The following is a 26,801-nucleotide window of genomic DNA, read 5'->3' on the forward strand; positions in this document are numbered from 1 at the left end:
TTAGGATCCGTCAGATGTGGGGTTTCCCGCGGCGCTGGGCTCCGGCGCACCCGTGGAGACAACGATGGTTACGGTTGATCCCCGGGCTACCGTTGCACCCTGCTGGGGATTGACGCTGATGACGCGTCCTTCCGGAACATCGGCCGACGGCTGGCGCACCACATCGGGAACGAGCCCCGCGTTCACGACCTGCTGGCTCACGGACGCTTCAGGCTGGTTGAGCAGGCCGCCGGGAACGGTCACCTGTTCGGGTCCGGATGAGTAGGTAATAGCCACGGCATCCCCGCGGGACAGCGTACCGACGGGATTGATGTCCAGGACGGTGCCCTGCGGCTGGTCAGAGGGCACGGGGTTGCGGCTGACCGCCAGGCCCAGGGCACTGAGTTCCTGGGATACCTCATTGACGTTCCTGCCCAGGTAGGAACCGGCGTTGACCGTGATCTCTTCGATCGTTTCGCTCGGAGTCGGGCTGGCCGACGTCTGTGTTGGGGAGGGGGATTGTGACGTCGGCGAGGCGCTGCTTCGCGTGGGGGTGCTGGAAGCCGAGGTCGAAGGCGACCTCTGGGGATCGGTGTCGCCCGCTCGGTCGGAGTTCAGGTTCACCACCACCAGGGCAATGATGCCCGCCAGCACCAGGACCAGCACGATGATGAGCGGAATCAGCCACTTTTTGCGCTTGGGTTCCTCGTCGTCGTAGCCGTCGCCGGTTCCGTAACCACCGCCGCCGTCGCCGTCCACGTCTTCGTCAGACCAGTCACGGGACGCAGCCAGGGATCCGGTCTGTTCCCCCGCCGAGGCGACAGGAAGGGCCGACGTCGACGGAGAGGTATCCACGACGCGCGTGGCCGAGGTGTTCCCGGGCATGGGGACGGGGGCGGTGACAGCACTGGTCGCGGCAGTTCCGCCAGCCCCAAAGAGCAGCATGCCCGGGACAGCCTGCTCGGCGGCGGCAATATCGCCGCGGCGGATGGCAGCTACCGCACGGGCCAGGGCTTCGGCGTCGGCGGGACGGTCCGCCGGGTCCTTGGCCAGCATGGACATGATCAGAGCCCGAACCGGAGCGGGAATGGACTCCGGCAGCGGCGGCGGAGTGTCGTTGACCTGGGCGAGTGCGATGGCAATCTGGGATTCGCCCGAGAACGGCCGGGTTCCGGCCAGCAGCTCGTAGCCGATGACGCCCAGTGCGTAGATGTCGCTGGATCCGGTGGCCTGCTGTCCGGTCGCCTGTTCAGGCGCCAGGTACTGGGCAGTGCCCATGACCTGTCCGGTGGCGGTGAGGGGCACCTGGTCGGCAAGGCGCGCAATGCCGAAGTCAGTGATCTTCACCCGGCCGTCGGGCATGATCAGCAGGTTCCCGGGCTTGACGTCGCGGTGCACGAGTCCCTGGCGGTGGGCCACTGCCAGCGCGGTGGCGGTCTGGCCAATGATGGACAGCGTCCGGTCAGGGGACAGGACCTTTTCACGCTCGATGATGGTGGAGAGCGGCTGGCCGGGGACCAGTTCCATCACCAGGTAAGCGGAGCCCTCTTCTTCGCCGTAGTCAAAGACGTTGGCGATGCCCTCGTGGTTGAGCAGCGCGGTATGGCGTGCCTCGGCCCGGAAACGGTTCAGGAAGCCCGGGTCGCCGGTGTATTCCTCCTTGAGGATCTTGATGGCAACGATCCGGCCCAGGACGAGGTCCCGTGCCTTCCAGACCTCGCCCATGCCGCCGATGGCTATACGATCGGTCAGCTGGAACCTGCCGCCTAAGGTGATACCCGATGTAGGCCTCACTTATTCAACACCGCCTCTAGGAGTTTTTGCGCGCTTGGAGTGGTCAATTGGGATCCGGTGGCCAGGTCTACGTTTTCCATCACGATGGAAATGACCACCTCTGGGTCGTCTGCCGGGGCGAAACCGGTGAACCAGGCGTTGTCGCCGCGGTCCTGGACTTCTGCCGTGCCGGTCTTGCCCGCAACCTTGACCCCGGGGATCCTGGCTGCGGAGGCGGTGCCGTTATCTACCACGCTGACCATCCAGTCGGTCAGCTGTGCGGCGGTGCCGGGGCTGATGGATTCGTTAAGTACCTTCGGTTCAGGCTCGTCGAGCACCGAAAGGTCAGGGGCCCGGACCGTCTTGATGAGGTTCGGGGTCATCTGTACACCGTTATTGGCAATGGCAGCCGAGATCATGGCTACTTGAAGCGGAGTTGCGGTGACGCTGCCCTGGCCGATGGAGGACAGGGCGAGTTCGGCCTGGTCCTCGGTTTCGGGGAAACTGCTGGCCGTTACCGGCGTTGGAATGCTGAAGGTTTCACCGAAACCGAACTTCTCCGCCTGCTCAGCCAGCGCGTCCTGGCCGACTTCCCAGGCGATCTGCGCAAAGACAGTGTTGCAGGACTGCTCCAGAGCGAACTGGATATCGGCCTCGCTGCGGCTGGCGCAGGCACCGTTGGTGTAGTTGGGCAAAGAAATGGTGGTTCCAGGGAGCGGCAGGGCCTGCGGGTTCGGAATGACCGACTCGGCGTTGAACTTGCCGGTTTCCAAGGCAGCAGCTGCGTCCACGAGCTTGAAGGTGGAGCCCGGAGCCAGGAGGGACTGCGTCGCAGGGTTCAGGTAGGGAGACAGGCCGGGGACGGAGAGGAGCTGGTCCATGTTGGCTTCCACAGCCTGGGTGTCGTGCCCGGCCAGCAGGTTCGTGTCATAGGAAGGCTTGGAGACCATGGCCAGGATATCGCCGGTCTTCGGGTCCATCATTACGATCGAGCCGCGCTGGCCATCCGGTATCAAGTCGTACGCCATCTGCTGAAGCTGCGGATCGATCGTCAGTTCCACGGAGGCGCCCTGTGCCTGGGCCCCGGAGAAGATCTGGACCAGCCTGTCGTAGAACTGCTGGTCGCTGTTGCCGGACAATTCGTCGCTGAGGGCCTGCTCCAGCTGGGAGCTGCCGTGCACCAGGGAGAAGTAGCCGGTCAGGGCCGAATACACCTCAGGATTGTTGTAGACCCGCTGGTAATTGAACTGGTCGTTGGACGGCACGGACTCTGCGATCGGTGCGCCGTCAACGAGGATTGATCCGCGGTTCTGGCCGAACTCCTTGTAGAGCTGCCGGTTGTTGATCGGATTCGCGTTGAGTTCGTCAGCGGCGAAGAACTGGACATAGGTCAGTGAGGCCAGGATGGCCAGGAACATGGCCAGGGCCACGATCCAGGAGTTGCGGATTGCCTGATTCATGCGCCTGTCACCTCATTCCTTCCTTTGCGGTACGTTTTGCCGGTGGCTTCGCCCGGTGCTGCCAGGGCCGGCTGCATGTTGACGGGCAGCCCGGTGGCGGCAGGGCGCCTCGCTGCGTCGGAAATCAGCAGCAGCAGGGCCACGATGATCCAGTTCGCCAGCAGGGACGAACCGCCGGCTGACATGAACGGCGTCGTGAGTCCGGTCAGCGGAATGAGCCGGGTAACGCCCCCGATAACCACGAAGCACTGCAGGGCGATCGTGAAGGACAGGCCGCAGGCCAGGAGTTTGCCGAACCCGTCCCGCGTGCCCAGCGCGGCCCGGAAACCGCGGGAGACCAGCAGGACGTACATGAGGACGATCGCGAAGAGGCCGATCAGGCCCAGCTCTTCTCCCAGGGCCGCGATGATCATGTCCGAGTTGGCGTACGTGACGAGGTCCGGCCGTCCCTGCCCCAGACCGGTCCCGGTCATGCCTCCGCTGGCGAGGCCGAAGAGGCCGTTCACCACCTGGAAGCTGCCGCCCGGAACACGGTCAATGACTTCGGGGTCGAAGGCGTTGAGCCAGCTGTCGATGCGCAGGGCAACGTGGCTGAAGAGCTGCACGGCCACCAGCCCGCCGGCGCCGATGAGGGCGAGGCCGATCAGTACCCAGCTCACCCGGCTGGTGGCCACGTAGATCATGGCCATGAACAGGCCGAAGAAGAGAATGGAGGAACCGAGGTCGCGCTGGAAAACCAGGACGCCGATGCTGACGGCCCAGGCGGCCATCATGGGTCCCATGTCCTTGAAGCGGGGCAGCTGGAGCGGCCCAACCTTGCGCCCGGCGAGCAGGATCAGGTCCCGGTTCGCCGAAAGATACCCGGCGAAGAATATGGCGAGCGTGATCTTGGCGATTTCGCCGGGCTGGAAGGTTCCCCCTCCGACGCTGATCCAGATCCGTGCCCCGTTGATCGTCAGGCCCAGGGGCGTAAGCGGCAGAAGCAGCAGGACAGCGCTGACGATGAGCGAAATGTAGGTGTAGCGCCGCAGGATCCGGTGGTCTTTGATCAGGAACAGGACGCCGATGGCGGCGGCAACCGCCACGGTGCTCCACAGCAGCTGCCGGTCTGCGGCGTCGCTTCCTTCGGCAATGTCCAGCCGGTGGATCATGGCCAGGCCGATGCCGTTCAGCGCCGTGACGAGGGGAAGTATTACCGGGTCGGCATACTTCGCGCGGAAGCGCAGCACGAAATGGAAGGCCAGCACCAGTCCCACCAGTGTGCCGCCCTGGATCCAGAAGTCCGAATCGAAGGCACGGTCCTCATCAAGGCCCACGAGCATGTTGGCACCAACCCCCACGGCGAGGGCCAGCAGGAGCAGGACCGCTTCGATGTTCCGCCGGGGTTTGGCCGGGGCCGCGATTTCTGACATCACTTCTGCCCTCCACAGGAATCGATGGCAGGGAGACTGTCCGGACCGTCGGCTGCGTTGAGGGTCTCAGCCAGCACGGACGGTGAAGGAGAAGGGGAGGGCTGGTCCGGCTGCGGGCACAGAATCGCCTTGGCAGTACCGCGCAGCTGATCCACGATCTGCTCCGCGTGCACCAGGTCCCTGGCCGGAACGGTGTCGTTTACCCTGCTGCGCCAGTACTCGGGCAGGCTGTCAACGGGGATGTTGGTCGTCTCGGTCACCTGGGACAGTTTGATGGGACCAAGCGTCTGGGACACACCGTTGTAGATGGCGACCCTGTTGTCAGCCGTCCCCACGTAATAGCGGGTCTGGGTCCAGGCATAGCCGACCCACAGGACGGAGGCCAGCAGGGCCGCAATCACGGCGAGGACTGTCACCAGGATCCAGCGCCGGCGTTTCCGGGGCTGCTCGGGGGCCTGTGCCTCGGTGGCGCCGCCTCCGTCGTCGTCGGCCTTGTGCATTAGCAGGCGGGCAGCCCGCCGTTCGGCTGAACGCTTGGTGACAATCGGGATCTGGCCGGTCTCTGTCGCCAGTGATGCCGCGCCGACCAGCAGATGCGGGCGGGAGGCAAGGTCGCGCCGGATTACTTCGGCCCGGACCGGGCTGTCAGCTTCGCGCTCCTCATCATCCCCGTTTTCAGCGGAGCTTTCATCGGCATCCGGCTGGGCGGAATCGTCTGCCGGGGCAGCGCGCCCAGCAGGTGCCGAAGGCTGGACCGCGGCGGTTCCCGCGGTGACGGGCTCCGGTTCCCTGACGGGTGCCGGGGCATCGGCTTCGTCGGCCACTTCAATGATGGCCACGGTTACGTTGTCAGGGGAGCCGCCGGCAAGGGTCAGATCCACCAGTGTGTCCACTGCCGTGGAAAGATCCGTGGAGTCACGCAGCACGGCTTCGATATCGCTGTCCCGAAGCACGGCGTTGAGTCCGTCGGAGCACAGCAGCCACTTTTCGCCCGGCTCCGCGTCGAACGTTGCCAGATCCAGTTCCGGGCTGGCGTCGACGTCCCCGAGTACACGCATGAGCACGTTCTTGTGCGGATGCGTTTCGGCTTCCTCAGGCCGGAGCCGGCCTTCGTCTATCAGCCGCTGCACAAAGGTGTGGTCCACGCTGATCTGCTCAAAGACCCCGTCCTTGAGGCGGTAGGCCCGCGAGTCCCCGATATGGGCCAGGGCTATCCGGTCCTCCTGCAGCAGCATGGCAGTGACAGTGGTGCCCATTCCGGAAAGTTCAGGCGCAGTCGTCACCAGTTCCGAAAGCAGGGAGTTGGCCGCCTGGATCTCATCCGCAAGGACGGTCACAGCCTGGTCATCCAGGTCCGGGCGGTCCAGATGAACCAGATCCAGCACCGTCGAAGCGGAAGCGACGTTACCGCCTGCGTGGCCGCCCATGCCGTCTGCAACGACGGCCAAATAGCGCCCAACGTAGGCAGAGTCGTCGTTCTTGAAACGAACCATGCCAACGTCGGAACGGGCAGCGTACCGAAGGACCAGGGCCACTGCTAGGGCCTCAATTCAATGACTGTTTTACCGATGCGGATCGGCACTCCGGGGTCAACGGGCTGGGCGCGGGTGAGCTGGGAGCCTCCAAGGAAGGTCCCGTTCGTGGAACCAAGGTCTTCGATGAACCACCTGCTGCCCTGCGGGAAGAGCCGGGCATGGCGTCCGGAGGCATAGTCGTCCTCAAGCACCAGGGTGGCTTCCTGCGCGCGGCCAAGAAGGATGGGGCTTGAAGCAAGCTCCAGTGTGGTTCCCCGCAGCGGACCCTCGGTAACGACCATCTGGCGGGCCTGCACCTTGGCCGGGGGTGGAACCTCGCGCTCCAGCGCAGGGTTTTTGCGGACCTGCCGCGCGGTCGGTGTGCCCGTTCGGTTCCGGGCCCCGAGCACCAGGTCGCGGCGGATTGCGCCGACTACGCCCAAAACCATGACCCACAGCAGGATCAGGAACCCGTAGCGAAGCAGGGTAAGAGTCAGTGAACCGTCCATTAGCGCCCTCCGGAGCGGACCGGAAGCAGGCGGAAGACAATGCGCGTCCTGCCCATGGCAATAGTCGAGCCGTCGGTAAGGATGGTTTCCCCCTGGACTTTCTGGCCGTTGACGTAGCTGCCGTTGGTGGAACCGAGATCGACGGCGCGGACAGTACCGCCGTCGGTGCGGATTTCAAGGTGGCGGCGGGAAACCCCGGTGTCATCAACGAGGATGTCGGCTTCCGAAGACCTGCCAAGGACCACCGAGGAGGCATTGAGCGAATAGCGCTGTCCGTCAATGTCCAGCACCGGCTGCATGCGGGCCGGGCTCTGGCGCGGGGCCGGCGGCTGCGGCGCGCGGGCGGCAGCACCGCGGGACTTCTCGGTGGCGGAATCGATCTCCAGCGAACCCGGCTTCAGGGAAGAGTCACGGGTGAAGGAAACGCGAACCGCCCCCTGGAGGGTGTAGGACTGGCTCCGCGCGTGCTTGATCACGACGTCGCAGAGCTCTTCAGCCAGGGGTGCGCCCCATTCCTGGGCTCGTGCAAAATCTTCGTCGGAAAGGCGTGCAGTGAAAACGTTGGGAGCCAGCGTGCGCCCCTGCCCCAGCGTCATGGACTTTTCGTCCAGTTCACGGCGGAGGGCTATTGCCAGTTCAAGGGGTTCTACGCGGCCGGAGGATCCGCTGGAAAAAGCGCCGCGCACCATTCGCTCAATACCGCGCTCGACGTTGTCGAGTAAGCCCATCTCCGCCTCCTTCCCTGTTCGTGGAACTTCCCTGGCCTTGCCTTTCCCGCTCCTGAGCAGGACCCGCCGCCTGCGTGGACAACTGGTGTTGTGCGGGCGGGGCAGGGTATGTCCATTCCGATACTACTGGGGACCGCTTGCAATTGTCTTAACACCCTAGCGGTGTCCCCGGACCAATCCCTGCTCCGATTTCCCGTGCCCGCCGCCGCACTGGCCGGCCCCCGGAGCCAGCGCCAGGATGCCTGCCGGCGCAGTCCTGCGCGGTTTTAAGCCGCCTGTCTCCCCCGGTTTTGGACCTGCGTGGAGGCCGTTTAGGTGTTTCGGGAAAATCCCGGTATGCTTGATTCTGCTGTTCCCGAGGAATCGGGATGCGAATCTCACATTCCGGTGTGAGGGAATCCGCATCCTGCTCTGCGGGAGATCACTTTGCGCGAGTGGCGGAACGGCAGACGCGCTGGCTTCAGGTGCCAGTGTCCGAAAGGGCGTGGGGGTTCAAATCCCCCCTCGCGCACAATAGAGAAAATCACCCCGGTCAGCTGGCCGGGGTGATTTTTTTATGCCCGGAGGCGATACCGCAAAGCCGCGCCCGACCCGCCGCCCAAAGGCAGGGGAAAGGCGCTGCTTTTGGCGGGGCAGCCGCCCGCGTTCCGGGAGCTAGCTGCCGGGCTTCTTGGCTGCTTCCTTCTTAATGCGCTGGTTTTCGGCACGGACGGCAGCGAAGCTGGCCCTCTCGGCCACGAGCCACTCAGGCGGGGAGGCCAGCAGCTCAGAAATCTGCGCCGTGGTCAGCGACTCGGTGACTCCGCCGCGGGCAAGTCCGCCAATCGAGATGTTCAGTTTCTGGGCGACCACGGGACGCGGGTGCGGTCCGTTGCGGCGAAGTTCGGCCAGCCATTCCGGCGGATTGGACTGCATTTCGTCCAGCTGGGCCCGGGTCACGGGATTGTCCTGGAACTCCTGGGGGGCAGCCGGAAGGTAAATGCCCAGCTTCTTGGCAGCCGTCGCAGGCTTCATGGACTGGGAAGATTTTTCGGGGGTCATAGTTCAAGGGTATCCGCAGGCCCGCATGACCGGTGTTGGGCTAGGGTGAACAGGTGTCCCAAGAGTCCCCGCAGTCTGCACATCCGGCCCCCTCACCGCTGAGAATCGCCTACGTTCCAGGCGTCACGCCGGGAAAGTGGATCTCGCGCTGGACCGAGCGCCGGGGCCGTGACCTGGAAGCCCTGCAAGCCGAGGAGGAACAGCTCCTGGCATCGCTGCGCAGCCGCAGCGCGGACCTGGTGTTCCTCCGCATCCCCGAGGAAGGCTACGAGCGGCCCGCCGGCCTGCACGCGATTCCGCTTTACCGGGAACAGCCTGTGGTGGCTGCATCCAAGGACCACCCGCTCTCCGCCTTCGACGAAGTTGACGCTGCGGATCTTGCCGGCGAGCACATTCTTGACCCGGGAGAGTTCGAATCCACCGCGATGGCATTGGAAGTTGCCGCCTCCGGTGCCGGCCTGCTGATCCTGCCGATGTCCGTCGCCCGGATCCATTCACGCCGGGATGTCCTGACCCGTCCCGTCCATGGTGTGGAAGCGACCCGGATCGCAGTCGCCTGGCTGCAGGACAACGGGGACCCCGACGTCGAGGAGTTCATCGGCATTGTCCGGGGACGCACAGCCAACAGTTCTCGGCAGCCTTCGGCGCAGGGTGAGCCGGCCAAAAAAACAAAGAAGGCCCAGCATTCGGGGGCCGGGGCAAAGGCCTCAGGCGGCAGCTCCGGTAAACCGGTCAGGGGCAAAACGGTGCGGCCGGGAAAACCAGCTGCAGGCAGGGCGGCACCCCGCCGCAAACCGGGCAGGGGCCGGGGCTGAACCCTGTCCGTCCGGCTACGCCAGCCAGCCGCGGAGCGCATAGAAGCCGGCTTCGATGACCCCATAGACGGCATAGACCGACACAGGCACCATGATCGCCCATTCCCGCCAGGACCCGGCCCGCCCGATGATCGGCAGGGAGAGGCAGCCGCTGGTCTTCCAGAGTTTGGAAAGGAGCGGCATTGAAGCGATCTTCCGGGGTCGCTTGATACGCAGCGGCCAAAGGATCATGACGCCCTGATGGGTCAGCAGGTCGCCCACAATGTGAACGGCGACCCCAAGGCCCACCGCTACGGGGAGCCAGCCGTTGTTTTCGGGGGCGTAGAGGGCGATGAACACGGAGAGCAGGATGGCCAGCAGCCAGCTGCGCCCGGCGCCGCCGGCGATTTTCAGTGCCTTGAGGGCGAATCCCATCAGCAGGATGGACAGCAGGCCCGCCCCAACCTCCACGGTTCCGAAAGCTCCAACTTCTGCCGTGAGCTCGCCCAGGGCGCCGGACAGGGCGACGAAAACAGCCAGTCCCAGGAGCGAGTGTGTGCCGCGCCGGTGGCCGCCGCTTATTCGTTCAGTGATCCGGGCGAGGATCCGGGTCAGCGGAGGCAGTGAATTGGCAATTGTTCCGCTGTGATGGTCCAGATCCGGCAGGAGGGCTGCTCCTGCCGTCAGCAATGCTCCGCTGACGACGCCGAGGGGGCTCACCGGATAAAGGCCGAAGGCGTACGGGGCTGTTGAGGCTACGGCTACCCATGCCGCTGCGCCGCTCGCGGCGTGATGGCCACCCATCATGGTGTCTAGCTTTCCTTCCGGGCAGTCCACATCAACCGGTTAACCGGTATCTCCCCATACTTCCAGCCGCCTCTGACATTGCCCGAACCGAGCCGGGACGGCTAGGAATCAGCGAGCAGCAGCCCGTCCAGGATCTGGCTTGCAATGAGGCCGGGAGGGCTGAGGAAGTCCACCGTCAGGCCGTCTTCGTCCCGCTCCAGAGGCTCCAGGGCCTCCAGCTGGGAGGGCAGGAGGGAGACCGGCATCCAGTGGCCCCGCCGCGAGGCCATTCGCTGGCCGAGCACTTCCGGTGCTCCGTCCAGGTGCACAAACTGGACCCGGCCCTCCGCGCCGGAGAGCACCTCACGGTAGCTGCGCTTGAGTGCGGAGCAGGCAATGACCGTTGACCGGCCGTTGTGTGCCTGGGCAGTCATCCAGGCCCGGATCGATTCCAGCCACGGCCAGCGGTCTGCATCGGTGAGCGGAACCCCGGCCGTCATGGCGGCAATGTTTGCGGCTGGATGGAACTCGTCTGCTTCGGCTGCAATCCAGCCCAGATGCTCGGAGAGCGTGGTGGAGACGGTGGTCTTGCCCGACCCGGCAGCGCCCATGATGACTAAGTGGCGGGGCACATGGTTCACGTACTGCTCCTCGGGACGCCGTTGTCGGACGAAGATGTGCGGGCACTTCGCCGGTGACAAAGGTATCACCATAAGCTGGATGCTGGCTGTGTCCGGCATTACGCTGGTTGCACCGGGCCCGGCACCGACGCAGCATGAAGGACATGCCTTGCAGGACAGAGAAGTTGTTGAGCAGGACCGCCCTGCTGCCGAAGTGATGAACAGCCGGATCATTGAGGTGGTGGGCCGGGACATTGCCACCGGATCACTCGAACCCGGAAGCCGCCTGACCCTTGAGGGACTGCAGGAACGGTTTGGCGTCTCCCGGACAGTAGTCCGGGACTGCATGCAGATCCTGGAAGCCCTCGGCCTCGTGTATTCGAAGCGGCGGATCGGCATCGTCGTCCAGGAATCCGCCCGCTGGAACGTCTACGATCCGAGAATCATCCGCTGGCGCCTGTCCGGCCCCGGCCGCAGCCGGCAGTTCGAGTCCCTAACCGAACTGAGGATCGCCGTCGAACCCCTGGCGGCTGCCGGGGCGGCGCGCAGTGCTTCCCCCGAGCAGCGGCGGGATCTCGTCCGGCTGGCCCGCAGGATGCGCGAGGATGCCGCGGATCCGGAGGCCTTCCTGGCTGCGGACATCGCCTTCCACACACTGCTCCTGCAGGCCAGCGGGAATGAAATGTTTGCTTCGCTCAGCGGTGCGGTGGGGGAGGTGCTCGCCGGGCGGAGTCGGCAGAACCTTATGCCCGCCGGCGGTCCCAGGCCGGAGGCACTGGCTGAACACGAGGCAATCGCTGCCGCCGTCGCTGACCGGGACCCGGCAGCGGCCCGGGCGCGGACGGCGGATCTCCTGCTGGAAGTGGAAGATGCCATCCTGCGCCGGGACCAAAGCCCTGCGCCCTAGGTGGTGGGTGCCTTCTCAGCGCCTTCGGGGGAGACCACGGTGGCTGTGGGCTGCAGGTTCTCTGCGTCCACCATCCAGGCATACTGCTCAAGCTTGCCGATAAAGCCGTGAAGGATGTCCGCCGTCGTCGGATCCTCTTCATCAACCTGGTCATGTACATCCCGCATGGTCTGCACGGTACCGCGGAGCAGGGCGACAACCAGGGTGACGGTGTCCTTGGTGTCCACGAGTCCTGCCGGGAACGGCGGAAGGGACGTGCCCTCGGCCACTGCAGTGCTGCGGCCGTCCGGCACCGCCTGCAGCGCGCGCATGCGCTCGGCGAGTTCGTCAGCGAAGAGCCGTGCGTCGTCGATGATTTCGTCCAGCTGGAGGTGGAGGTCGCGGAAGTTCTTGCCCACCACGTTCCAGTGCGCCTGCTTACCCTGCAGGTGAAGCTCGATCAGGTCTACCAGTACGGCCTGCAGGTTGGTGGTCAGCTGCTGTGATGCCTTCATTGTTCCTCCTGTTTTGACGAACCCAAGACTGGGAAGATCCCGCCGGAACCGTCCGGCGGAAGCCCGGATATAAGCAAGCTTACCTTCAGCTTGTGATCTGTTGTCCACTTCGTTACCGTGAGAGCAGAGGGGAGCTAAGCTCCCTTACTATCGGAGGATCGTTCCGCCAGGAACAGCGCAATCCGCGACCGAAGGGACAGTATGAGCACCGTAGAAGAGTCAATTGACGTTGCAGTACCGGTAACCACTGCCTACAACCAGTGGACGCAGTTTGAGTCCTTCCCGCATTTCATGAAGGGCGTCGAGTCCGTCACCCAGGTAAGTGACACCGAGTCGCGCTGGGTCACCAAAATCGGCGGCGTGGAGCGCACGTTTGACACCAGGATCACGGAGCAGCACCCGGATGAGCGCATCGCCTGGAAGAGCACGGACGGTAAGTCCCAGGCCGGTGTGGTGACATTCCACCGGCTCAGCGCCACCGAAACAAGGGTGAGCGTCCAGCTGGACTGGGATCCGGAAACATTCGCCGAAAAGGTCGGCGCCGTGGTGGGCGCTGACGACCACCGCGTGAAGGGTGACCTGAAGCGGTTCAAGGATTTCATTGAGTCACAGGGTTCCGAGACGGGATCCTGGCGCGGCAACGTGGACGCTGCCCCAACAGCAGACACCGGCGCGGGACTGAAAGCCGCCCCAACGGCTGATCCTTCCCTCGATGATCCCGAGTCAGGCGGTCCCCGAGCCGCAGGCGTCTAGCCCGCGGTTCCGCCTGAACGGCACAAAAGCCCGGCGTCTTCCCGATGGAAAGACGCCGGGCTTTTGTGTGCGTGCCTAGGCCGGATCCAGGCCCCTGACCGCCGGGCCCTCCAGCAGGTCGCCGTCCGCGGAAAAGCGCGACCCGTGCAGCGGGCAGTCCCAGGACGCCTCGGCGTCGTTCCAGGCAAGGACACCATGCAGGTGCGGACAGATTGCTGAACGGCGGGTTGTGACCCCGTTGACGGTGCACACGGCCACCGGGGAACCGCCCTCGCGCACCACCACTCCCAGTCCTTCCGGCGGCGCCGTGCCTGCGGTCCGGGAAAGGCCGCCCGCCCACCCGCTGATCATCTGCAGGCCAACCTCTGCATTGTCCTTCACCGTGGATACCGCGTCGGGAAGGCTCACCTTGGCCTTGTACAGCTCGGCGTTCTGGTCGGCGTGCCCGAGGATTCGGGCAGCGAGTGACTGGGCAGCCGCCACCCCGTTGGTCATCCCCCACTTGTTGAATCCGGTTGCAGCGTAGATGTTCCGGCCGAGCAGCGGGAGTTCGCCCACATACGGGAGTGCGGATGCCGGAGTGTAGTCCTGGGCGGACCAGTCGTACCGGGCCTGATCCACCGGGAAATTGCGGCGGGTCCATTCGTGCAGACCGTTCACCTTGTCCCGGGTGTGGGAGGCGCGTCCCACGGCGTGTCCGTTGCCTCCCGCCAGCAGGTATTTCGTTCCGTTTACAACCGCCGTCCGCAGTGACCGCGAAGGTGAATCCGCGGAAAGGTACATGCCGTCCGGAACGTCCCCGGTGACGGGGAACGCGCTGGCGTATGACCTCTGGGGCTTGACCACGGCAAAATAGCCGCCCCGGTCCAGGATGGGTATGCCTGTTGCCAGTACAACCTGAGCGGCTTCCAGGTCTCCGGGCGCCGTGACCACGCGTACCCTTCCACCGTCAGTGTGGTGGACCTCCGTCACCCGGATGCCTTCGACGAGTGTTCCGGACAGTGAGCGCAGTTCGGCAGCCAGTGCGGCCAGGGCCTGCAGCGGATGGAACTGCGCCTGCCCGGGCAGCTTCAGTGCTGCCTCGACGCGGAAGGGGAGTTCAGTTTCAGTGGTGCTCTCAACGGGAAGCCCGGCCGCCCGGCAGGCATCACGCTCCTGGGCCAGGGAATCGGCGCCGTTGGGCGTTGCCGCATAGGTCCAGGCATCACGGATCTCATAGTCCACCCCGGCAGCGGAGCAGAAGCCCAGCAGCCATTCCTGGGCCCGGCGGTTGGCTGCAACATAAGCGGAAACGGCGGAGACGTCATGGTGCCGGGCGATTTCGGAGAGCACCGTTCCCTGCAGCAGGCTGATCTTGGCGGTGGTATTGCCGGTAGTGACGGCTCCGGTCCGGCGGGCTTCCAGGACCGCAACCCGCTGCCCGCCGCGTGCCAGCAGAACGGCGGTGGCCAGGCCGGTCAGGCCGGCGCCCACCACCACGGTGTCGTATGTTCCCCCGGGCACGAAGGGATCGGCCGGAATGGCGGGGGAGGTGTCGAGCCAGAGCGATTCCATGTGCTTCCTTCCTCAGGTTTGCCCCCAGCCCATAGGCCCGGCGGCCCTGAGTCAAGGCCCTGCCCGAATCGGCGCGTCCAGAGCCGCCCGGTTGATAAGCATGCTTCCCATGCGGTTCCGGCTGTGCCAGAGTTTAACCGTAGGTTTAAGGCCTCCGTCTGGCCGGAGTCCAAGATTCTCCCCCGGAGACAAGGAGTTGGCCATGTCTTATGCAAGCAGCAGCCGAGGACTTTCCACCCACCGGACCAGTGCCCAGATTGCCGCCATAGTTTTCGGCATTGTTTTCCTGGCCATTGGGGTTCTCGGTTTCATTCCCGGAATTACCACGAACTACGGCGCACTCTATTTCGCCGGCTATGGCTCTGAGGCTGCTCTGCTGGGCCTCTTCCAAGTGTCCATCCTGCATAACGTTGTCCACATGCTGCTCGGTTTTGCCGGCCTGTGGATGGCGCGGAGCAACTCATCGGCCCGCACCTATCTCATTGGTGCCGGCGTCCTATACCTGCTCCTGTTCATTTACGGCCTGATCATTCCGCTTAACTCCGATGCGAACTTTGTTCCGTTCAACTGGGCGGACAACTGGCTGCACCTGATCCTGGCCGCACTGATGATCATCCTCGGGTTCGTGCTCGGTTCCGACCGGTCCAGGAGTGCCAGCCGGGGACCCAGCCGCGGGTCGCCGGGCGAGGGCAGTATCCCGAACTAGCAGGACGAGCATCAAGGCGCGGCGGAGGCCGCGCCTGAAGCTTGTTACGCCTTTATTCCCCGTCCAGGGCATGCACCATGTAATTTAGGAAGCACCCTTATAGGACGGAGGCAAGGCCAGTGTCGTTTCCCCTAGACCCTATGCCTGCTGCGGCCGGGCATCTGCCCGCCCATGACGGAGACAACGCATGAGGCGCCCCGTCTTCCTGGGGGCTGACGCCTCATCCGGACCACACGCGGACGCCCTGGCTGAACTGATGGCCCTCGCACAGGATGCAGACGGTTCCGCCGTGACGTCGCTGCTGATCCTGAAACCCGCTGCAGATGCCGCCCAGCTGCCCGGCGAGGGCAAGACGCTGGCGCTCTGGGAGCTGCTGGCCACGCTCGGCGCCGCGGACCTTACTGCTGCCCGGGTGGTGGAACCCCATCTGGACGCCCAGGCGATCCTCGCCCAGGCCGCGCAGCTGCCGCCGGGCCCGGCGGAAGAACCCGGTATCGACTTCAGCGCCGGAACCTGGGGCGTCTATGCCGCCGAGGCTCCGGGCATGGCACTGCAGGCCACAGAGCACGACGGCGCCTGGCAGCTGTCCGGCCGCAAGCCCTGGTGTTCCCTGGCCGATCAGCTGGACTACGCCGTGGTCACGGCACACACCACGCCGGGCAACCGGCGTGCGTTCGCCGTCGATCTCCGCGACCCCGGCGTGGAGAGCGCCGATGGCCTCTGGATCAGCCGCGGTCTGGCATCGGTGGACAGCAGGCCCGTGGACTTCTGCGGTGTACCGGCCCATCCCGTAGGCGCGGACAACTGGTACCTGGAACGGGACGGCTTCGCCTGGGGCGGGATCGGCGTTGCAGCGGTCTGGTACGGCGGGGCCGTAGCCGTAGCCCGCAGACTGGTCCAGGCCAGCCGTGAGCGGACGCCTGACCAAATTGCCCAGGCACTGATCGGCGCGGCGGATCTTTCCCTGCAGGCCGCCGGCCGCATGCTGGCAGCAGCGGCCGCAGACGTAGACGCCGGCCGGGCCGCGGGACAGAACGGTGCCCTGCTGGCCCAGCGGGTACGCGGCGTCGTTGCCGGGGCCGTGGAACAGGTCCTCGCCGCAGCCGCCCGCGGACTGGGTCCCGGACCGCTCACCGCCGAGGAAGAGTACGCCCGCCGGGTCGCTGACCTTCAGGTGTACGTTCGCCAGCACCACGGCGAACGTGACCACGCCGCGCTGGGCAGGATGCTGCTGGCAGGGGAGGAAGACCCGTGGTGACTTTTACCCACCAGGATGCCAGCCGTGATGAAGCTCTCTGGCTCGATGCCCTGAATGACGCCCCCGAACTCACCGCCGTCCTGCCCGGTATCCCGGACAGGCTGCTGGTACTCGCTGCGCACCCGGACGATGAAACCCTTGGTGCGGGCGGGTTGATCGCCGCCCTCGCAGCGGCGGGCACCAGCGTTGATGTCATTGTGGCGACGGCAGGTGAAGCGTCGCATCCGGATTCGGATACGCATACCCCGCAGCGCCTCGCGGAGATCCGGGAGCGTGAACTGCGCGACGCCGTGGCGGCGCTGGCGCCCGGGGCACGCGTTCAGCTGCTGGGGCTTCCGGACGGCGGCCTGGCCGGATGCCGTGACGCATTGAGCAGGGCCCTGCGGGAAACAGCCGAAGCCGGTACCGGGTCCCTGTGGATTGCCGCTCCCTGGCGGAGCGATGGGCACACAGACCATGACACCGCCGGAGAAACGGCAGCCGGGTTCGCCGAGTCGGCGCGGATACCGCTGCTGGAATACCCCATTTGGCTGTGGCACTGGGGAACGCCGCAGGACGTCCCCGGCGGGCTGCACGTCTTTCCGCTGACGCAGGAAGCGGAGCAGGCCAAGCGGGCTGCCATGGCGGCGCACCGGAGCCAGGTGAAACCGCTCTCCGACCAGCCCGGGGACGAGGTGCTGCTCGCCGCCGATGTGCTGGCGCACTTCGAACGTCCTTTTGAGTCGTTCAGCGTAACCGTTCCGCGAAGTGCCCGGACGGTCTTCGAAGAGCTGTACGCCGGGTCGTCGGATCCCTGGAACTTCGAGGGCAGTTTCTACGAACACCGAAAACGGGCGCTGACCCTGGCGATGCTTCCCCGCGACCGGTTTGGCAGGGTCTTTGAACCGGGCTGCTCCATCGGGGTCCTGACCGAAGAACTGGTCCGCCGCTCAGATTCAGTCACGGCCATGGACATCAGCGCCCGGGCACTGGACCTCGCTGCACAGCGGCTGGGTCCCGACGCCGGCGTCGAGCTCCTGGAAGGCAGCATTCCGGAAAACTGGCCGGAGGGCACCTTTGACCTGGTGGTGATCTCTGAAATCGGTTACTTCCTGACGCCCGCGCAGCTCCGGGAGACGGTGCGGCGGACAGCTGCCTCGCTGGCGCCCAACGGCGTCCTTGTACTCTGCCACTGGCGGCACCCCAATGAGGGATGGCCCCTGGCCGGCGACGACGTGCATGAGGCGTTTCTCCGCCTCAGCGGGCTGGAACGGCTCTCCGCCCACTCGGAAGAGGACTTCCGCATAGATGTCCTGGTGCCTCCGCCCGCCGAATCGGTGGCGCGCAGGGAGGGGCTGCTTTGACGCCTGCCCACGTCGGCGTCGTGATCCCTGCCCGGGACGAAGAAGAACTGCTGCCGCGCTGCCTGGCGTCCGTGGCTGCTGCTGCCCGGACGCTTGGCGCGCCGGCCCGCGTGAGCGTGGTGGTGGTCCTGGATTCCTGCACCGACAACTCCGCTGCTGCCGCGGCCGGGGCAGCCCTGGATCTGGAACTCGAACTGCACCTGCTGGAAACCGGGGCGGGGAACGTCGGTGCTGTTCGCGCGGAGGGAACCTCGGCAGCGCTGGAGCTGGGCGCCCGGTGGATTGCCTGCACCGATGCGGACACCGTTGTTCCGGCCGGCTGGCTGCAGGTCCAGATGAACCTGGCAGACGCCGGCTACGGCATGGTCCTGGGGACGGTGGTCCCCGATGCCCGGGACCTCGACGCCGGCCTCCTGGCACTGTGGCAGGCCCGGCACACGCTGGCAGAGGGGCATCCCTATGTCCACGGCGCCAACCTGGGATTCTCGGCAGACGCGTACATGGCGGCCGGGGGGTTCCGGCCGGGAGTAACCGGCGAGGACGTTGACCTGGCAGACCGGATCAAGGCAGCGCAGGTGCCCTGGACTGCGACCGACTGGATCCGTGCCGTGACCTCCGGGCGCATCACCGGACGGGCACCGGCAGGATTCTCGGGCTACCTTCGCGGGCTGCTCAACTAGCCCCGCACTGTGGTGCAGCCATCCTCAGCGTTCTAGCGTGGAGGAATGGACTCTGAGCAAATCCACGCACAAATCGAGCGCCTGGTTCAGCAGGAGCAGTCGCTGCGCAGCGCAGGGCCGGGTGAAAGCGCCCAAGCCCACGCTGAGCAGCTGCGGAACATCGGCGAACAGCTGGACCAGTGCTGGGATCTCCTCCGCCAGCGCCGCGCCCGGATGGACGCGGGAGAGGATCCCGACGCCGCCGAGGTTCGGCCGGTGGGCGAAGTCGAGGGCTACCGGCAGTAACGCCGCTTAGCGGGTCAGGGCACGCACCAGCGTGGCGGCACCGATGGTGCGGCGGAACGGACTGCGGCCCCGGAAAGTCTCCCCGGCTGCCCACCACATCATGGCTCCCTGACTGGCCCGGTGCAGCAGGTCCCGGTACCGCGGAGTCAGAGCCATGGCTGACGCGGCACCAAGGCCGGCCCATGCCAGGATAGGCAGATTCGGCGGCAGGAACACGGTTTGCCGGCCCCTGCGGTCGCGGAAGTAGCTGGTAACACCCATTGTCTACGCACCTTTCCTGGATTTGCGTCCGGAGGACTTGGCCGCCGGTTTCCGGGCTGACGGTTCCTTTTCCTTTTTGCCGCCGTCCTTCTCCTTGCCGGCGGCCGGCTTCCGGCCCCGGTTCTTCTCGACGCTGCGCCGCAGCGCCTCCATCAGGTCCAGGACCTTGCCGCCCTCTTCCTCGGCATCCTCGCCGAAGGTCTCCTGGGTATCCAGGGCTTCGCCCTTCTCCAGCTTCGCTTCAATGAGCGTGCGCAGCTGCTCCTGGTATTCGTCGGTGAACTCGGACGGGTCGAAGTCGGAGCTGAAGGAATCGACCAGGGCTGAGGACATTTCCAGCTCCTTGGCCGAGATGCGCACGCTCTCTTCGAGGGAGGGAAATGCTGCCTCCCGGACCTCATCCTCCCAGAGAAGGGTCTGCAGTGTGAGTACATCCCCGCGCACGCGCAGGGCGCCCAGGCGGCTCTTCTGCCGCAGGGAGAACTGGACGATCGCGGTCCGGTCCGTGTCCTCAAGGGTGCGCCGCAGCAGCACATAGGACTTGGTGGACTTTGAATCCGGCTCCAAATAGTAGGTGCGGTCGAAAAGGATGGGATCGACCTGGTCGCTGGGGACAAACTCCACCACCTCGATTTCCCGGCTTTTCTCCACCGGGAGCGAGGCCAGGTCTTCGTCCGTCAGGACCACGGTCTGCTCGCCGTCGTCGTAGGCCTTGGCGATGTTCTTGTACTCCACCACTTCGCCGCAGATTTCGCAGCGGCGCTGATACCGGATCCGCCCGCCGTCCTTTTCGTGCACCTGGTGCAGGCTGACATCGTGGTCTTCGGTAGCGGAGTACACCTTGACCGGCACGTTGACCAGCCCAAACGCAATGGCACCTTTCCAGATGGCTCTCATGTACCAAGTGAACACCAAGCAGACTGTGAATCTCCAGACTCGCATCCGGCCGGCTCCGTCCGGTCCGCCCGCCGGCGTCTTTCCGGTACCCCTTGGCTTGAGTGGGTCCGCCACCTACCCTAATGAGCAATTCGCCGGTGCCGGGGCCGGTCCCCAACTCATTTCCTGGAGGGACCCATGATCGAAGAAGCCGACCTGGACTCCCTCCGCGGAGCGGTTCGGGGAATCGTTTCGCAGCCCGGAGAGGGCTCCTACGCTGAGGACACAGCATCCTTCAACCTGGCCCAGGTTCACCGTCCGGACGCCGTCCTTGGCGCCCTGGATGCCCGCGACGTCGAGGCGGCGGTGGCGTGGGCGAGCGGGCGGGGCATTCCCCTGGCCGTGCAGGCCACTGGCCACAGCGCGTCGGCCCCGATGGACGAAGGCCTGCTCATCAACACCTCGCGCCTGCTGGACCTGGAGGTCGATCCTGAATCCGGCACTTTCACCGTTGGTGCGGGAGTGCGCTGGGACGCAGTGCTTGAGGAGCTGGTTCCGCGCGGCCTGACTGCCGCCCACGGGTCCAGCGCGCGCGTGGGGGTGGTGGGCTACACGGCCGGAGGGGGCCTGCCCCTGATGGGCCGCACCCTGGGGTTCGCCTCGGACCACGTCCGCAGTTTCGACGTCGTTACCCCGGACGGAACGCTGCGCCACGTGGACCCGGAGACCGAACCGGAACTCTTCACTGCGGTCCGCGGCGGGAAAGGCAATTTCGGGATCGTCACCCGGATGACTATGTCGGCCGTGCCGCTGGATGATTTCTACGGCGGACAGCTGGTGTTCCCCGAGGAGGAAGCCGGGCGGGTGCTGGATGCCTTCCGAGAGTGGGCTCCCGCGCTGCCCCATGAGGCTTCTGCGTCCCTGGCCTTCATGCACCTTCCGGACCTGCCCTTCCTGCCGCCCGAAATCCGGGGAACCGCCCCCGTCATCCTGCGCTTCGCGCTGTTCGGCAGCGAGGAAGAAGGCGAGAGGCTGCTCGCACCGCTTCGGCTGCTTCCGGCAGTAAGCGACACAGCCGGGCCCATGGACTACCTCGGAGTGGACGCGGTGCACAATGATCCCGCGGATCCGTCCCCGGCCATGGAACGCGGCATGCTGCTCACCGGCTTGGATGAGGCCGCAGCCGCCGAGCTCCTGCGGCAGGTTGGACCTGGTTCAGGCACTCCGCTGGTCATGCTGGAGCTGCGTGTCCTGGGCGGTGCACTGTCCCTGGCGCCGCCTTTCCCGGACACGGTTTCCGGGCGCCACGCAGGATTCCACCTGTTTGTCCTGGGCGTCCCCGGACTCCCGGCGCCGGACCAGGTGGAAGCTGCACTGGCACGCCTTGCCGTGGCGTTCGAACCCTACGCAGCGGGCAGCCTGATCAACTTCCACGGTCCTGCCGGGGATGAACTGGACCGCGCACGGGCCTGGGAACCGGCCGCGTACGAACTGCTGCGCAGCACCAAGGCGGACTGGGACCCCCAGAACCTGTTCCGGTACGGACATGCCGTGCCGCCGCTTGGTTTAATGGACACGGCAAGCGGCTGAAGACTGGCCGGTCCGACGACAAGGCGGCAGCAATCACATGGAAGGTCCACCGCGGGCCCTGGAAGAACTCACCGTGGGGCAGGTTGCCCAGCGAAGCGGCGTGGCAGTTTCGGCCCTGCACTTCTATGAACGGCAGGGCCTGATCCGCAGCCGCCGAACCGGTGGAAACCAGCGCCGGTTCGACCGGTCGGTCCTTCGCCGGGTAGCTGTCATCCGCGCGGCCCAGCGTGCCGGCATCCCACTTTCCCATATAGCTGCCGTCTTCGCAGAATTGCCCGAGGACGGAATACCCGGGCAGGAGGACTGGCGCAGGCTCAGCGCGGCCTGGCGGGCAGAGCTGGATAACCGGATTGGGCAGCTCGAAGCTCTCCGTGACCGCCTGGGCGGATGCATCGGGTGCGGCTGCCTCTCACTTGCGGAATGCAGTTTCATCAATCCGGACGACGCTTCCGGGCGCGATTTCCGGGGTGCCCGGCTTTTGGAGCCGGACTCCTGATTTGACCTCAACTAATGTTGAGGTTTTACCGTGGAGGCATGACTTCAACGGCAGTGACTCATCCCGTGGTGGATGAATTCAAGGATGCGTTCCGTGGACACCCGGCAGGCGTGGCCATCATCACGGCCGCCGGAGCCGAGGGTCCCGTGGGGCTGACGGCTTCCTCCGTGAGCTCGGTCTCCGCAATGCCTCCCATCCTGGCCTTCTCACTCGCATCCACGCTGGGGTCGGCCGGTGTCATCGCCGGCGCGGACACCATTGTGGTCCACCTGCTCGGTGCCGAAAATGCAGAACTGGCTTCACTCTTCGCTGCGCGGGGAGCAGACCGGTTTGGTCCGGAACTGGACTGGAGCACCCTTCCCGGCGGAGAACCGCTGCTCGGCGGAGTGCCGCGGGCGCTTCTGTGCCGCATCCTCTCCCGTACCCAGGCAGGCAGCTCCACCCTGATAGCCGCCTCAGTCCTGGAAATCCACACCGGGCCGGCTGCTGCGCCGCTGGTCTACCACGACCGCACCTACCACCACCTGGGTTCCCACTCGGCACTGCGCCGTCCTCAGTAAAGAAGTCCCCTCCCGGCAGCCGCGGTCAGTGCACCGGCCACGCCGGCGAGGGCAGGCAGTTCCACCCGCCACTGCTGCCAGTACAGCTGAACGTCGAGGTGTGCGTCCGGATCCAGCAGGACGACGGACCCTTCCTCCAGCAGGGCTTCTGACTGCAGATCCGGGAGCATACCCCAGCCGAAACCCAGGCGGACGGCCTGCAGGAAGTCCCAGGATGCGGGCACATAATGCCGCGGCGGCTCGAGTCCCGGCGCTAAAGCCGATTCGAGGAACCGGGACTGGAGTGCGTCCCTGCGGTTGAAGACCACCATGGGCGCCGAGGCCGCTCCACGCGCATCGAATCCGGCTGCGAACCATCGGCGGCGGAACGCCGGACTGGAGGTGGGACGGTAGCGCATGGTCCCCAGGGGAGTAACGGAACACCCCTGGACCGGTTCGGGACTGGAGGTTACGGCACCCATCGCCGTTCCGTTCCTCAGGCTTTCGGCCGAATAGTCCTGGTCCTCCACGGTGAACTCAAAGTTGGTTCCCTCCAGTTCCGCCAGCGCCGGAAGCACCCAGGTGGAGAGTGAATCCGCATTGATGACCAGCTGGACTGGCGTGCGCCCCGGCTGGCTGTCCAGGCCCAGGCGTTCGACGGCGTCGTGCTCCAGTGCCGTGATCTGCCGTGCCAGCCGCAGCAGCACCGCTCCCGGTTCGGTGGGCGCTATGGGGCGGGCCCGCCTGAGGAGTACACACCCGGTCCGAGTTTCCAGGGCTTTGACCCGCTGGCTGACCGCCGACGTTGTGAGGTGCAGTGCCGCGGCTGCGGCGTCGAAACTGCCGTGGTCAAGGACAGCCGCAAGCGCGCGCAGCTGGTCAGCGTTGAACTCCATATTAAGAAATCCTAAAGATAGTCCAGAAACTTTAGCTAGTCTTTGGACGGGTGCCGCCCTAGCTTGGAAGCATGAGCACAATGAGCCTCGCCCCACTGCTGGCAGGATTCGGCAGCGGACTGGCCCTGATCGTCGCGATCGGGGCCCAGAATGCCTTCGTCCTGCGGCAGGGACTAAGGCGCGAGCATCTTCCGGCGGTCGTTGCCGTGTGTATCCTCAGCGATGCCATCCTCATCCTGGCCGGAACGGCGGGAATCGGCAGGCTCACCCAGGCCGCTCCGCTGGTGCTGGACGTTATTCGCTGGGCCGGCGCGGCGTTCCTGCTCGCCTACGCGTTCCTGTCTTTGCGCCGCGCACTGAATCCAGCGGGCCTGCAGGCGGCCGGCCAGGGCAGCGGCACGCTGGCGGCCGCCGTGCTGACCTGCCTGAGCCTGACCTGGCTAAACCCCCATGTGTACCTGGATACCGTGGTGCTGCTGGGATCGCTGGCCGCCGCTCACGGCCCGGAAGACCGGTGGGTCTTCGCGGCTGGTGCGGCTGCGGCCAGCACGGTGTGGTTCAGTGCGCTGGGATTCGGTGCGCGGCTGCTGGCGCCGCTCTTTGCCAGGCCCCGCGCCTGGCAAATCCTCGATGCGGCAATCGGTGTCTTTATGGTGCTGCTGGCTGTCAGCCTCCTCCGCAGCTCGGTGTAACCCACGCGGGCGCGTGCCTGCGCCAGGTGGTACCGTTCGCGCCAGCCCGCAGCGGGCGCCGGACGGGCCTTTGGGCAGCGCCGGTCTTCACTGACGATTGGAGCATCGTGGCCGGGACCGGGAACCGCGGCACCGGCCGCCGCCGCGCAGTGCCTGCAGCAGTCCTCTGGACCGCAGCCGCGGCCATCACCGGCACGGGTGTCTTTGTGCTTAGCAGCGTTTATTCCTCCCGGGCCGAGCCCCTTCCTGATCCGCCGTTCGCTGTCTTCGACGCTGAACCGCAGAAGCAGGATGAGCTGCCCGCGTGGGTGGACCTGGATACCGGCCGGGAGGAAGTCCGCTTCCTGACGGCGAGCGGCACCGGCAGCTACTACGTTTCCCGCGGCCGCGGCGCCTACTGCCTGGTGGTTGTGCGCCAGGGATCCGGTTAAAGCTATTCCGCTTTCTGCCGCAGGGGACCGATCACGGAGGGGAGTGTTGTCTCAGGAACATCCCCGGGAACCACGCTGGACGGACGTGCGGGCATGGCGGTCCTGGTGGTGGACGGATACATGGATGATGCGGAAATCTCTGACGGCGCGGAACTAATCCACGGGAATGTCTGGGTGAAGCTGGGGGTGCCGGCAGGGGATCATTAGTCGCATGACCAACTATTTCGAGAATGACGCAAGGTCCATGCGGGAAAGAATGCAGGCCGGGGACCTCTACATCGCCGATGATCCGCAGCTGGAAGCAGACAGCCTGCGGGCCTCCTCGCTCTCGGACCAGTACAACCGGCTCGGTCCGCAGAACCCGGCGGCTGCGGCGCCCCTGCTTGCCGAACTGCTGGGCGGGCTCGGGGAAGGCACCGTCATCCGTCCGCCGATCTATGTGGATTACGGCAAATACATCACCGTTGGAGCGCGGACCTTCATTAACTTCAATCTCACTGCCCTTGACGTTGCTCCAATAACGATCGGTGACGACGTGCAGATCGGGCCCAACGTTCAGCTCCTCACACCCACGCATCCGCTGGCCGCGGACCCGCGCCGCGACAAGCTGGAAGCCGCCAGGCCCATTGCCATCGGCAACAACGTCTGGCTGGGCGGCGGCGTGATGGTCCTGCCGGGAGTAAGCATCGGCGAGAATACCGTGGTTGGAGCCGGTGCGGTGGTGACCCGGGACCTGCCGGCGAACGTGATCGCAGTTGGTAATCCCGCCCGGATTGTCCGGGAGCTGCCGAACGCCTAGGCCAGGCCCGGAGCGGCCTGGATCTGTGCGTCGATGAGGATTTCGGCAGCCTGCCGGGCCTGCCGTGCCGGCTCTGCCGAGCCGGAAATGGCAGCCGTTGTCTGTGCACCCTCGGCCAGCAGCGCCAGCTGCGGGGCCAGGGCGGGGTTTCCGCCCGCCTCGGCCACGAGCTCGGCCAGCACGCGCTGGAACGACTCCTTGTGCGTCCGAGTGCGCTCGGCGATGTCAGGGGACTGGCTGCCCAGCTCACCGAAGGCGTTGATGAAGGCACACCCGCGGAAGGAATCCTCGGCAAACCAGTCCGACAGGTAGTCATAAACAGCCAGCAGCTTCTGCCTCGGATCCGCTGCGGCATCGATCCGTTCCTGGATACCGGCCGTCCAAATTCGGTGGCGCCGGTCCAGGACTGCGAATACTATGGCCTGCTTGGACGGGAACAAGGCATAGAGCTTCTTCAGCGGCAGGTCCACCTCACGCCGGAGTTCGGCCATGCCGACTGCTTGGATACCGCGCTCGTAGAAGAGCCGGTCAGCCACTTCGATGACGTGTGCATGTTCCTCACCAGGGGTCATGAATCAATTGTACTTGCTTTGAGAATGATCGTTCCCTATAGTTGGGAGCTCCGGAGAATGATCATTCTCACAGCCTTCTGAGAGGAGCATCGCCATGGGGCGTATCAGCGTCAGCACGGAGAACAGCAGTCCGATCGAGCTTTACTACGAAGACCACGGCAAGGGACAGCCCGTTGTCCTGATCCACGGCTATCCGCTGGACGGAGCATCCTGGGAAAAGCAGACCGCCGCCCTGCTGCAGGCCGGTTACCGGGTCATCACCTATGACCGGCGCGGCTTCGGCCGGTCCGACAAGCCGGCCGAAGGCTACGACTACGACACCTTTGCCGCAGACCTGAATGCCGTGCTGAATACGCTGGACCTGCATTCAGTGGTGCTGGTGGGCTTCTCCATGGGAACCGGCGAAGTGGCCCGGTACCTCTCCACCTATGGATCGGACCGTGTGGACAAGGCAGCTTTCCTTGGCTCACTCGAGCCGTACCTGCTCCAGGCGGACGACAACCCGGAGGGAGTTCCCCAGGAAGTCTTTGACGGCCTGATGGCAGCTGCCACGGCCGACCGCTACGCCTTCTTTACCGAGTTCTTCAAGAATTTCTACAACTCGGATGATTACCTTGGCACTCCCCGGCTCAGCCAGGAAGTAATCAACGCCGGCTGGAACCTGGCTTCATCAGCCAGCCCCATCGCTTCGCTGGCCGCCCAGCCGACCTGGCTCACCGACTTCCGCGGCGACATCCCCAAGATCGACGTCCCGGCCCTGATCGTGCACGGAACCGCCGACAATATCCTGCCGATCGACGCGACCGGCCGCCGGTTTGCCAAGGCACTGCCGTCTGCCGAGTACATCGAGATCGAAGGCGCTCCGCACGGGCTGCTCTGGACCCATGCACAGGAAGTGAACGAAGCGCTGCTGTCCTTCCTGGCCCAGGACACCAAGCCGGAAACACGTGAGGTCCCGGCGGAGGCATAGGGATCCCTGCAACGGACCCGGCCCCCAGACGGCCGGGTCCGTTACAGTTGCTGCACCAGTGACGCGGCCACCGCGGGCCGCTC

Annotated in this window: 29 protein-coding genes, 1 tRNA gene and 1 pseudogene; 16 read left to right on the top strand and 15 right to left on the bottom strand. The window is 65.5% G+C overall.

All coding sequences use genetic code 11. The features are described 5' to 3' along the window. From NGB94_RS00970 to NGB94_RS00995, 6 genes are read right to left on the bottom strand one after another with little or no spacing between them, the layout of a single operon-like run. A complete protein-coding gene (locus tag NGB94_RS00970; protein ID WP_325788406.1) occupies positions 1 to 1,773 on the bottom strand; it encodes a protein kinase domain-containing protein in 1,773 nt (590 codons plus the stop codon). After that, positions 1,770 to 3,212 (bottom strand): penicillin-binding protein 2, encoded by a 1,443-nt coding sequence (locus NGB94_RS00975; RefSeq protein WP_325788408.1) that lies wholly within the window; start codon positions 3,210 to 3,212, stop codon positions 1,770 to 1,772. Before NGB94_RS00975 ends, NGB94_RS00970 begins: the two co-directional genes overlap by 4 nt. Then, positions 3,209 to 4,624: an FtsW/RodA/SpoVE family cell cycle protein gene (locus tag NGB94_RS00980; protein ID WP_325788409.1), complete on the bottom strand. Its 1,416-nt coding sequence runs from the start codon at positions 4,622 to 4,624 to the stop codon at positions 3,209 to 3,211. Before NGB94_RS00980 ends, NGB94_RS00975 begins: the two co-directional genes overlap by 4 nt. Next, positions 4,624 to 6,159: a PP2C family protein-serine/threonine phosphatase gene (locus tag NGB94_RS00985; RefSeq protein ID WP_325788411.1), complete on the bottom strand. Its 1,536-nt coding sequence runs from the start codon at positions 6,157 to 6,159 to the stop codon at positions 4,624 to 4,626. The genes NGB94_RS00980 and NGB94_RS00985 overlap by 1 nt, the downstream gene beginning before the upstream one ends. Positions 6,160 to 6,161: 2 nt before the next feature. Then, entirely contained in the window at positions 6,162 to 6,647 is a 486-nt protein-coding gene (locus tag NGB94_RS00990; RefSeq protein ID WP_325788412.1) for an FHA domain-containing protein FhaB/FipA, read from the bottom strand. Continuing rightward, positions 6,647 to 7,375 (bottom strand): DUF3662 and FHA domain-containing protein, encoded by a 729-nt coding sequence (locus tag NGB94_RS00995; protein ID WP_325788413.1) that lies wholly within the window; start codon positions 7,373 to 7,375, stop codon positions 6,647 to 6,649. The genes NGB94_RS00990 and NGB94_RS00995 overlap by 1 nt, the downstream gene beginning before the upstream one ends. Before the next feature lie 428 nt (positions 7,376 to 7,803). On the opposite strand from NGB94_RS00995, the gene NGB94_RS01000 reads away from it, so the two are divergent. Continuing rightward, a tRNA-Leu gene (locus NGB94_RS01000) sits at positions 7,804 to 7,886 on the top strand. Between the two features lie 143 nt (positions 7,887 to 8,029). Here the strand turns inward: NGB94_RS01000 and NGB94_RS01005 are convergent. Then, complete coding sequence (locus NGB94_RS01005) at positions 8,030 to 8,389, bottom strand: DUF5997 family protein (RefSeq protein WP_325788669.1); 360 nt, start codon at positions 8,387 to 8,389, stop codon at positions 8,030 to 8,032. Positions 8,390 to 8,469: 80 nt separating this feature from the next. On the opposite strand from NGB94_RS01005, the gene NGB94_RS01010 reads away from it, so the two are divergent. Next, positions 8,470 to 9,231 carry a LysR substrate-binding domain-containing protein gene (locus NGB94_RS01010; protein ID WP_325788415.1) on the top strand — a complete coding sequence of 254 codons (762 nt, stop codon included), beginning with the start codon at positions 8,470 to 8,472 and terminating at the stop codon, positions 9,229 to 9,231. 15 nt (positions 9,232 to 9,246) lie between these two features. Here NGB94_RS01010 and NGB94_RS01015 read toward each other — a convergent pair whose 3' ends face one another. Both NGB94_RS01015 and NGB94_RS01020 read right to left on the bottom strand, forming a co-directional pair. Further along, positions 9,247 to 10,017 (bottom strand): metal-dependent hydrolase, encoded by a 771-nt coding sequence (locus tag NGB94_RS01015; protein ID WP_325788416.1) that lies wholly within the window; start codon positions 10,015 to 10,017, stop codon positions 9,247 to 9,249. Between the two features lie 101 nt (positions 10,018 to 10,118). Further along, positions 10,119 to 10,637 carry a gluconokinase gene (locus tag NGB94_RS01020; RefSeq protein WP_325788417.1) on the bottom strand — a complete coding sequence of 173 codons (519 nt, stop codon included), beginning with the start codon at positions 10,635 to 10,637 and terminating at the stop codon, positions 10,119 to 10,121. A gap of 148 nt (positions 10,638 to 10,785) precedes the next feature. Here NGB94_RS01020 and NGB94_RS01025 point away from each other — a divergent pair, with 148 nt between their 5' ends. Further along, on the top strand, positions 10,786 to 11,523 hold the full coding sequence (locus NGB94_RS01025) for a FadR/GntR family transcriptional regulator (protein ID WP_325788418.1): 738 nt from the start codon (positions 10,786 to 10,788) through the stop codon (positions 11,521 to 11,523). Here the strand turns inward: NGB94_RS01025 and NGB94_RS01030 are convergent. Beyond that, positions 11,520 to 12,017, bottom strand: a complete 498-nt coding sequence (locus tag NGB94_RS01030; protein WP_325788420.1) for a DNA starvation/stationary phase protection protein — start codon at positions 12,015 to 12,017, stop codon at positions 11,520 to 11,522. The genes NGB94_RS01025 and NGB94_RS01030 overlap by 4 nt on opposite strands. Positions 12,018 to 12,218: 201 nt before the next feature. Here NGB94_RS01030 and NGB94_RS01035 point away from each other — a divergent pair. After that, positions 12,219 to 12,668: pseudogene (locus NGB94_RS01035) on the top strand (SRPBCC family protein); the annotation flags it as partial. Between the two features lie 177 nt (positions 12,669 to 12,845). On the opposite strand, the gene NGB94_RS01040 reads toward NGB94_RS01035, so the two are convergent. Beyond that, entirely contained in the window at positions 12,846 to 14,324 is a 1,479-nt protein-coding gene (locus tag NGB94_RS01040; RefSeq protein ID WP_325788421.1) for an FAD-dependent oxidoreductase, read from the bottom strand. Positions 14,325 to 14,526: 202 nt separating this feature from the next. Here NGB94_RS01040 and NGB94_RS01045 point away from each other — a divergent pair, with 202 nt between their 5' ends. The 5 genes from NGB94_RS01045 (at position 14,527) to NGB94_RS01065 (ending at position 18,596) form a co-directional block, all read left to right on the top strand. Continuing rightward, positions 14,527 to 15,030 carry a DUF4383 domain-containing protein gene (locus tag NGB94_RS01045; protein WP_325788423.1) on the top strand — a complete coding sequence of 168 codons (504 nt, stop codon included), beginning with the start codon at positions 14,527 to 14,529 and terminating at the stop codon, positions 15,028 to 15,030. A 187-nt stretch (positions 15,031 to 15,217) separates the two neighbouring features. Continuing rightward, positions 15,218 to 16,288 (top strand): acyl-CoA dehydrogenase, encoded by a 1,071-nt coding sequence (locus NGB94_RS01050; protein WP_325788425.1) that lies wholly within the window; start codon positions 15,218 to 15,220, stop codon positions 16,286 to 16,288. Then, complete coding sequence (locus tag NGB94_RS01055; protein ID WP_325788426.1) at positions 16,285 to 17,631, top strand: PIG-L family deacetylase; 1,347 nt, start codon at positions 16,285 to 16,287, stop codon at positions 17,629 to 17,631. Before NGB94_RS01050 ends, NGB94_RS01055 begins: the two co-directional genes overlap by 4 nt. Then, entirely contained in the window at positions 17,628 to 18,311 is a 684-nt protein-coding gene (locus NGB94_RS01060) for a glycosyltransferase family 2 protein (protein WP_325788427.1), read from the top strand. The genes NGB94_RS01055 and NGB94_RS01060 overlap by 4 nt, the downstream gene beginning before the upstream one ends. Before the next feature lie 45 nt (positions 18,312 to 18,356). Further along, the gene (locus NGB94_RS01065; protein WP_325788429.1) at positions 18,357 to 18,596 is read left to right on the top strand and encodes a DUF2630 family protein; all 240 of its coding nucleotides are present in this window, start codon (positions 18,357 to 18,359) and stop codon (positions 18,594 to 18,596) included. A gap of 6 nt (positions 18,597 to 18,602) precedes the next feature. On the opposite strand, the gene NGB94_RS01070 is transcribed toward NGB94_RS01065, so the two are convergent. Continuing rightward, entirely contained in the window at positions 18,603 to 18,857 is a 255-nt protein-coding gene (locus tag NGB94_RS01070; protein ID WP_325788431.1) for a hypothetical protein, read from the bottom strand. Between the two features lie 3 nt (positions 18,858 to 18,860). Next, on the bottom strand, positions 18,861 to 19,754 hold the full coding sequence (locus NGB94_RS01075) for a Ku protein (RefSeq protein WP_325788432.1): 894 nt from the start codon (positions 19,752 to 19,754) through the stop codon (positions 18,861 to 18,863). A 177-nt stretch (positions 19,755 to 19,931) separates the two neighbouring features. Here NGB94_RS01075 and NGB94_RS01080 point away from each other — a divergent pair, with 177 nt between their 5' ends. From NGB94_RS01080 to NGB94_RS01090, 3 genes are read left to right on the top strand one after another with little or no spacing between them, the layout of a single operon-like run. Then, complete coding sequence (locus NGB94_RS01080; protein ID WP_325788434.1) at positions 19,932 to 21,323, top strand: FAD-binding oxidoreductase; 1,392 nt, start codon at positions 19,932 to 19,934, stop codon at positions 21,321 to 21,323. Positions 21,324 to 21,360: 37 nt separating this feature from the next. Then, on the top strand, positions 21,361 to 21,819 hold the full coding sequence (gene soxR / locus NGB94_RS01085; RefSeq protein ID WP_325788436.1) for a redox-sensitive transcriptional activator SoxR: 459 nt from the start codon (positions 21,361 to 21,363) through the stop codon (positions 21,817 to 21,819). A gap of 38 nt (positions 21,820 to 21,857) precedes the next feature. After that, complete coding sequence (locus NGB94_RS01090; protein WP_325788437.1) at positions 21,858 to 22,379, top strand: flavin reductase family protein; 522 nt, start codon at positions 21,858 to 21,860, stop codon at positions 22,377 to 22,379. Here NGB94_RS01090 and NGB94_RS01095 read toward each other — a convergent pair. After that, positions 22,373 to 23,254, bottom strand: a complete 882-nt coding sequence (locus NGB94_RS01095) for a LysR family transcriptional regulator ArgP (RefSeq protein WP_325788439.1) — start codon at positions 23,252 to 23,254, stop codon at positions 22,373 to 22,375. The genes NGB94_RS01090 and NGB94_RS01095 overlap by 7 nt on opposite strands. A gap of 80 nt (positions 23,255 to 23,334) precedes the next feature. Here NGB94_RS01095 and NGB94_RS01100 point away from each other — a divergent pair, with 80 nt between their 5' ends. From NGB94_RS01100 to NGB94_RS01110, 3 genes are all read left to right on the top strand, one after another. After that, on the top strand, positions 23,335 to 23,946 hold the full coding sequence (locus NGB94_RS01100) for a LysE/ArgO family amino acid transporter (protein WP_418910590.1): 612 nt from the start codon (positions 23,335 to 23,337) through the stop codon (positions 23,944 to 23,946). A gap of 107 nt (positions 23,947 to 24,053) precedes the next feature. After that, positions 24,054 to 24,377 (top strand): hypothetical protein, encoded by a 324-nt coding sequence (locus NGB94_RS01105; RefSeq protein WP_325788443.1) that lies wholly within the window; start codon positions 24,054 to 24,056, stop codon positions 24,375 to 24,377. A gap of 211 nt (positions 24,378 to 24,588) precedes the next feature. Continuing rightward, a complete protein-coding gene (locus NGB94_RS01110) occupies positions 24,589 to 25,176 on the top strand; it encodes a sugar O-acetyltransferase (RefSeq protein WP_325788445.1) in 588 nt (195 codons plus the stop codon). Here the strand turns inward: NGB94_RS01110 and NGB94_RS01115 are convergent. Further along, a complete protein-coding gene (locus NGB94_RS01115; RefSeq protein WP_325788447.1) occupies positions 25,173 to 25,748 on the bottom strand; it encodes a TetR/AcrR family transcriptional regulator in 576 nt (191 codons plus the stop codon). The genes NGB94_RS01110 and NGB94_RS01115 overlap by 4 nt on opposite strands. A 94-nt stretch (positions 25,749 to 25,842) precedes the next feature. On the opposite strand from NGB94_RS01115, the gene NGB94_RS01120 reads away from it, so the two are divergent. Further along, positions 25,843 to 26,718, top strand: coding sequence for an alpha/beta hydrolase (locus NGB94_RS01120; protein WP_325788449.1), 876 nt, complete (start codon positions 25,843 to 25,845; stop codon positions 26,716 to 26,718). The last annotated feature ends 83 nt before the right edge of the window (positions 26,719 to 26,801 follow it).

Source organism: Arthrobacter koreensis, from assembly GCF_035792275.1.
Taxonomy (GTDB): Bacteria; Actinomycetota; Actinomycetes; order Actinomycetales; family Micrococcaceae; genus Arthrobacter_B; species Arthrobacter_B koreensis_A.

What these genes read in the sequence shown, in the direction of transcription:
- NGB94_RS01045 (WP_325788423.1), top strand. Translation starts at nt 14,527, where the DNA reads ATGTCTTATGCAAGCAGCAGCCGAGGACTTTCCACCCACCGGACCAGT.
- NGB94_RS01100 (WP_418910590.1), top strand. Translation starts at nt 23,335, where the DNA reads ATGAGCCTCGCCCCACTGCTGGCAGGATTCGGCAGCGGACTGGCCCTG.
- NGB94_RS00990 (WP_325788412.1), bottom strand. Translation starts at nt 6,647, where the DNA reads ATGGACGGTTCACTGACTCTTACCCTGCTTCGCTACGGGTTCCTGATC.
- NGB94_RS01030 (WP_325788420.1), bottom strand. Translation starts at nt 12,017, where the DNA reads ATGAAGGCATCACAGCAGCTGACCACCAACCTGCAGGCCGTACTGGTA.
- NGB94_RS01065 (WP_325788429.1), top strand. Translation starts at nt 18,357, where the DNA reads ATGGACTCTGAGCAAATCCACGCACAAATCGAGCGCCTGGTTCAGCAG.
- NGB94_RS01005 (WP_325788669.1), bottom strand. Translation starts at nt 8,389, where the DNA reads ATGAAGCCTGCGACGGCTGCCAAGAAGCTGGGCATTTACCTTCCGGCT.
- NGB94_RS01110 (WP_325788445.1), top strand. Translation starts at nt 24,589, where the DNA reads ATGACCAACTATTTCGAGAATGACGCAAGGTCCATGCGGGAAAGAATG.
- NGB94_RS01090 (WP_325788437.1), top strand. Translation starts at nt 21,858, where the DNA reads ATGACTTCAACGGCAGTGACTCATCCCGTGGTGGATGAATTCAAGGAT.
- NGB94_RS01075 (WP_325788432.1), bottom strand. Translation starts at nt 19,754, where the DNA reads ATGAGAGCCATCTGGAAAGGTGCCATTGCGTTTGGGCTGGTCAACGTG.
- NGB94_RS01050 (WP_325788425.1), top strand. Translation starts at nt 15,218, where the DNA reads ATGAGGCGCCCCGTCTTCCTGGGGGCTGACGCCTCATCCGGACCACAC.
- NGB94_RS00980 (WP_325788409.1), bottom strand. Translation starts at nt 4,624, where the DNA reads ATGTCAGAAATCGCGGCCCCGGCCAAACCCCGGCGGAACATCGAAGCG.
- NGB94_RS01015 (WP_325788416.1), bottom strand. Translation starts at nt 10,017, where the DNA reads ATGATGGGTGGCCATCACGCCGCGAGCGGCGCAGCGGCATGGGTAGCC.
- NGB94_RS01115 (WP_325788447.1), bottom strand. Translation starts at nt 25,748, where the DNA reads ATGACCCCTGGTGAGGAACATGCACACGTCATCGAAGTGGCTGACCGG.
- soxR (WP_325788436.1), top strand. Translation starts at nt 21,361, where the DNA reads ATGGAAGGTCCACCGCGGGCCCTGGAAGAACTCACCGTGGGGCAGGTT.
- NGB94_RS01080 (WP_325788434.1), top strand. Translation starts at nt 19,932, where the DNA reads ATGATCGAAGAAGCCGACCTGGACTCCCTCCGCGGAGCGGTTCGGGGA.
- NGB94_RS01095 (WP_325788439.1), bottom strand. Translation starts at nt 23,254, where the DNA reads ATGGAGTTCAACGCTGACCAGCTGCGCGCGCTTGCGGCTGTCCTTGAC.
- NGB94_RS00995 (WP_325788413.1), bottom strand. Translation starts at nt 7,375, where the DNA reads ATGGGCTTACTCGACAACGTCGAGCGCGGTATTGAGCGAATGGTGCGC.
- NGB94_RS01040 (WP_325788421.1), bottom strand. Translation starts at nt 14,324, where the DNA reads ATGGAATCGCTCTGGCTCGACACCTCCCCCGCCATTCCGGCCGATCCC.
- NGB94_RS01070 (WP_325788431.1), bottom strand. Translation starts at nt 18,857, where the DNA reads ATGGGTGTTACCAGCTACTTCCGCGACCGCAGGGGCCGGCAAACCGTG.
- NGB94_RS00975 (WP_325788408.1), bottom strand. Translation starts at nt 3,212, where the DNA reads ATGAATCAGGCAATCCGCAACTCCTGGATCGTGGCCCTGGCCATGTTC.
- NGB94_RS01120 (WP_325788449.1), top strand. Translation starts at nt 25,843, where the DNA reads ATGGGGCGTATCAGCGTCAGCACGGAGAACAGCAGTCCGATCGAGCTT.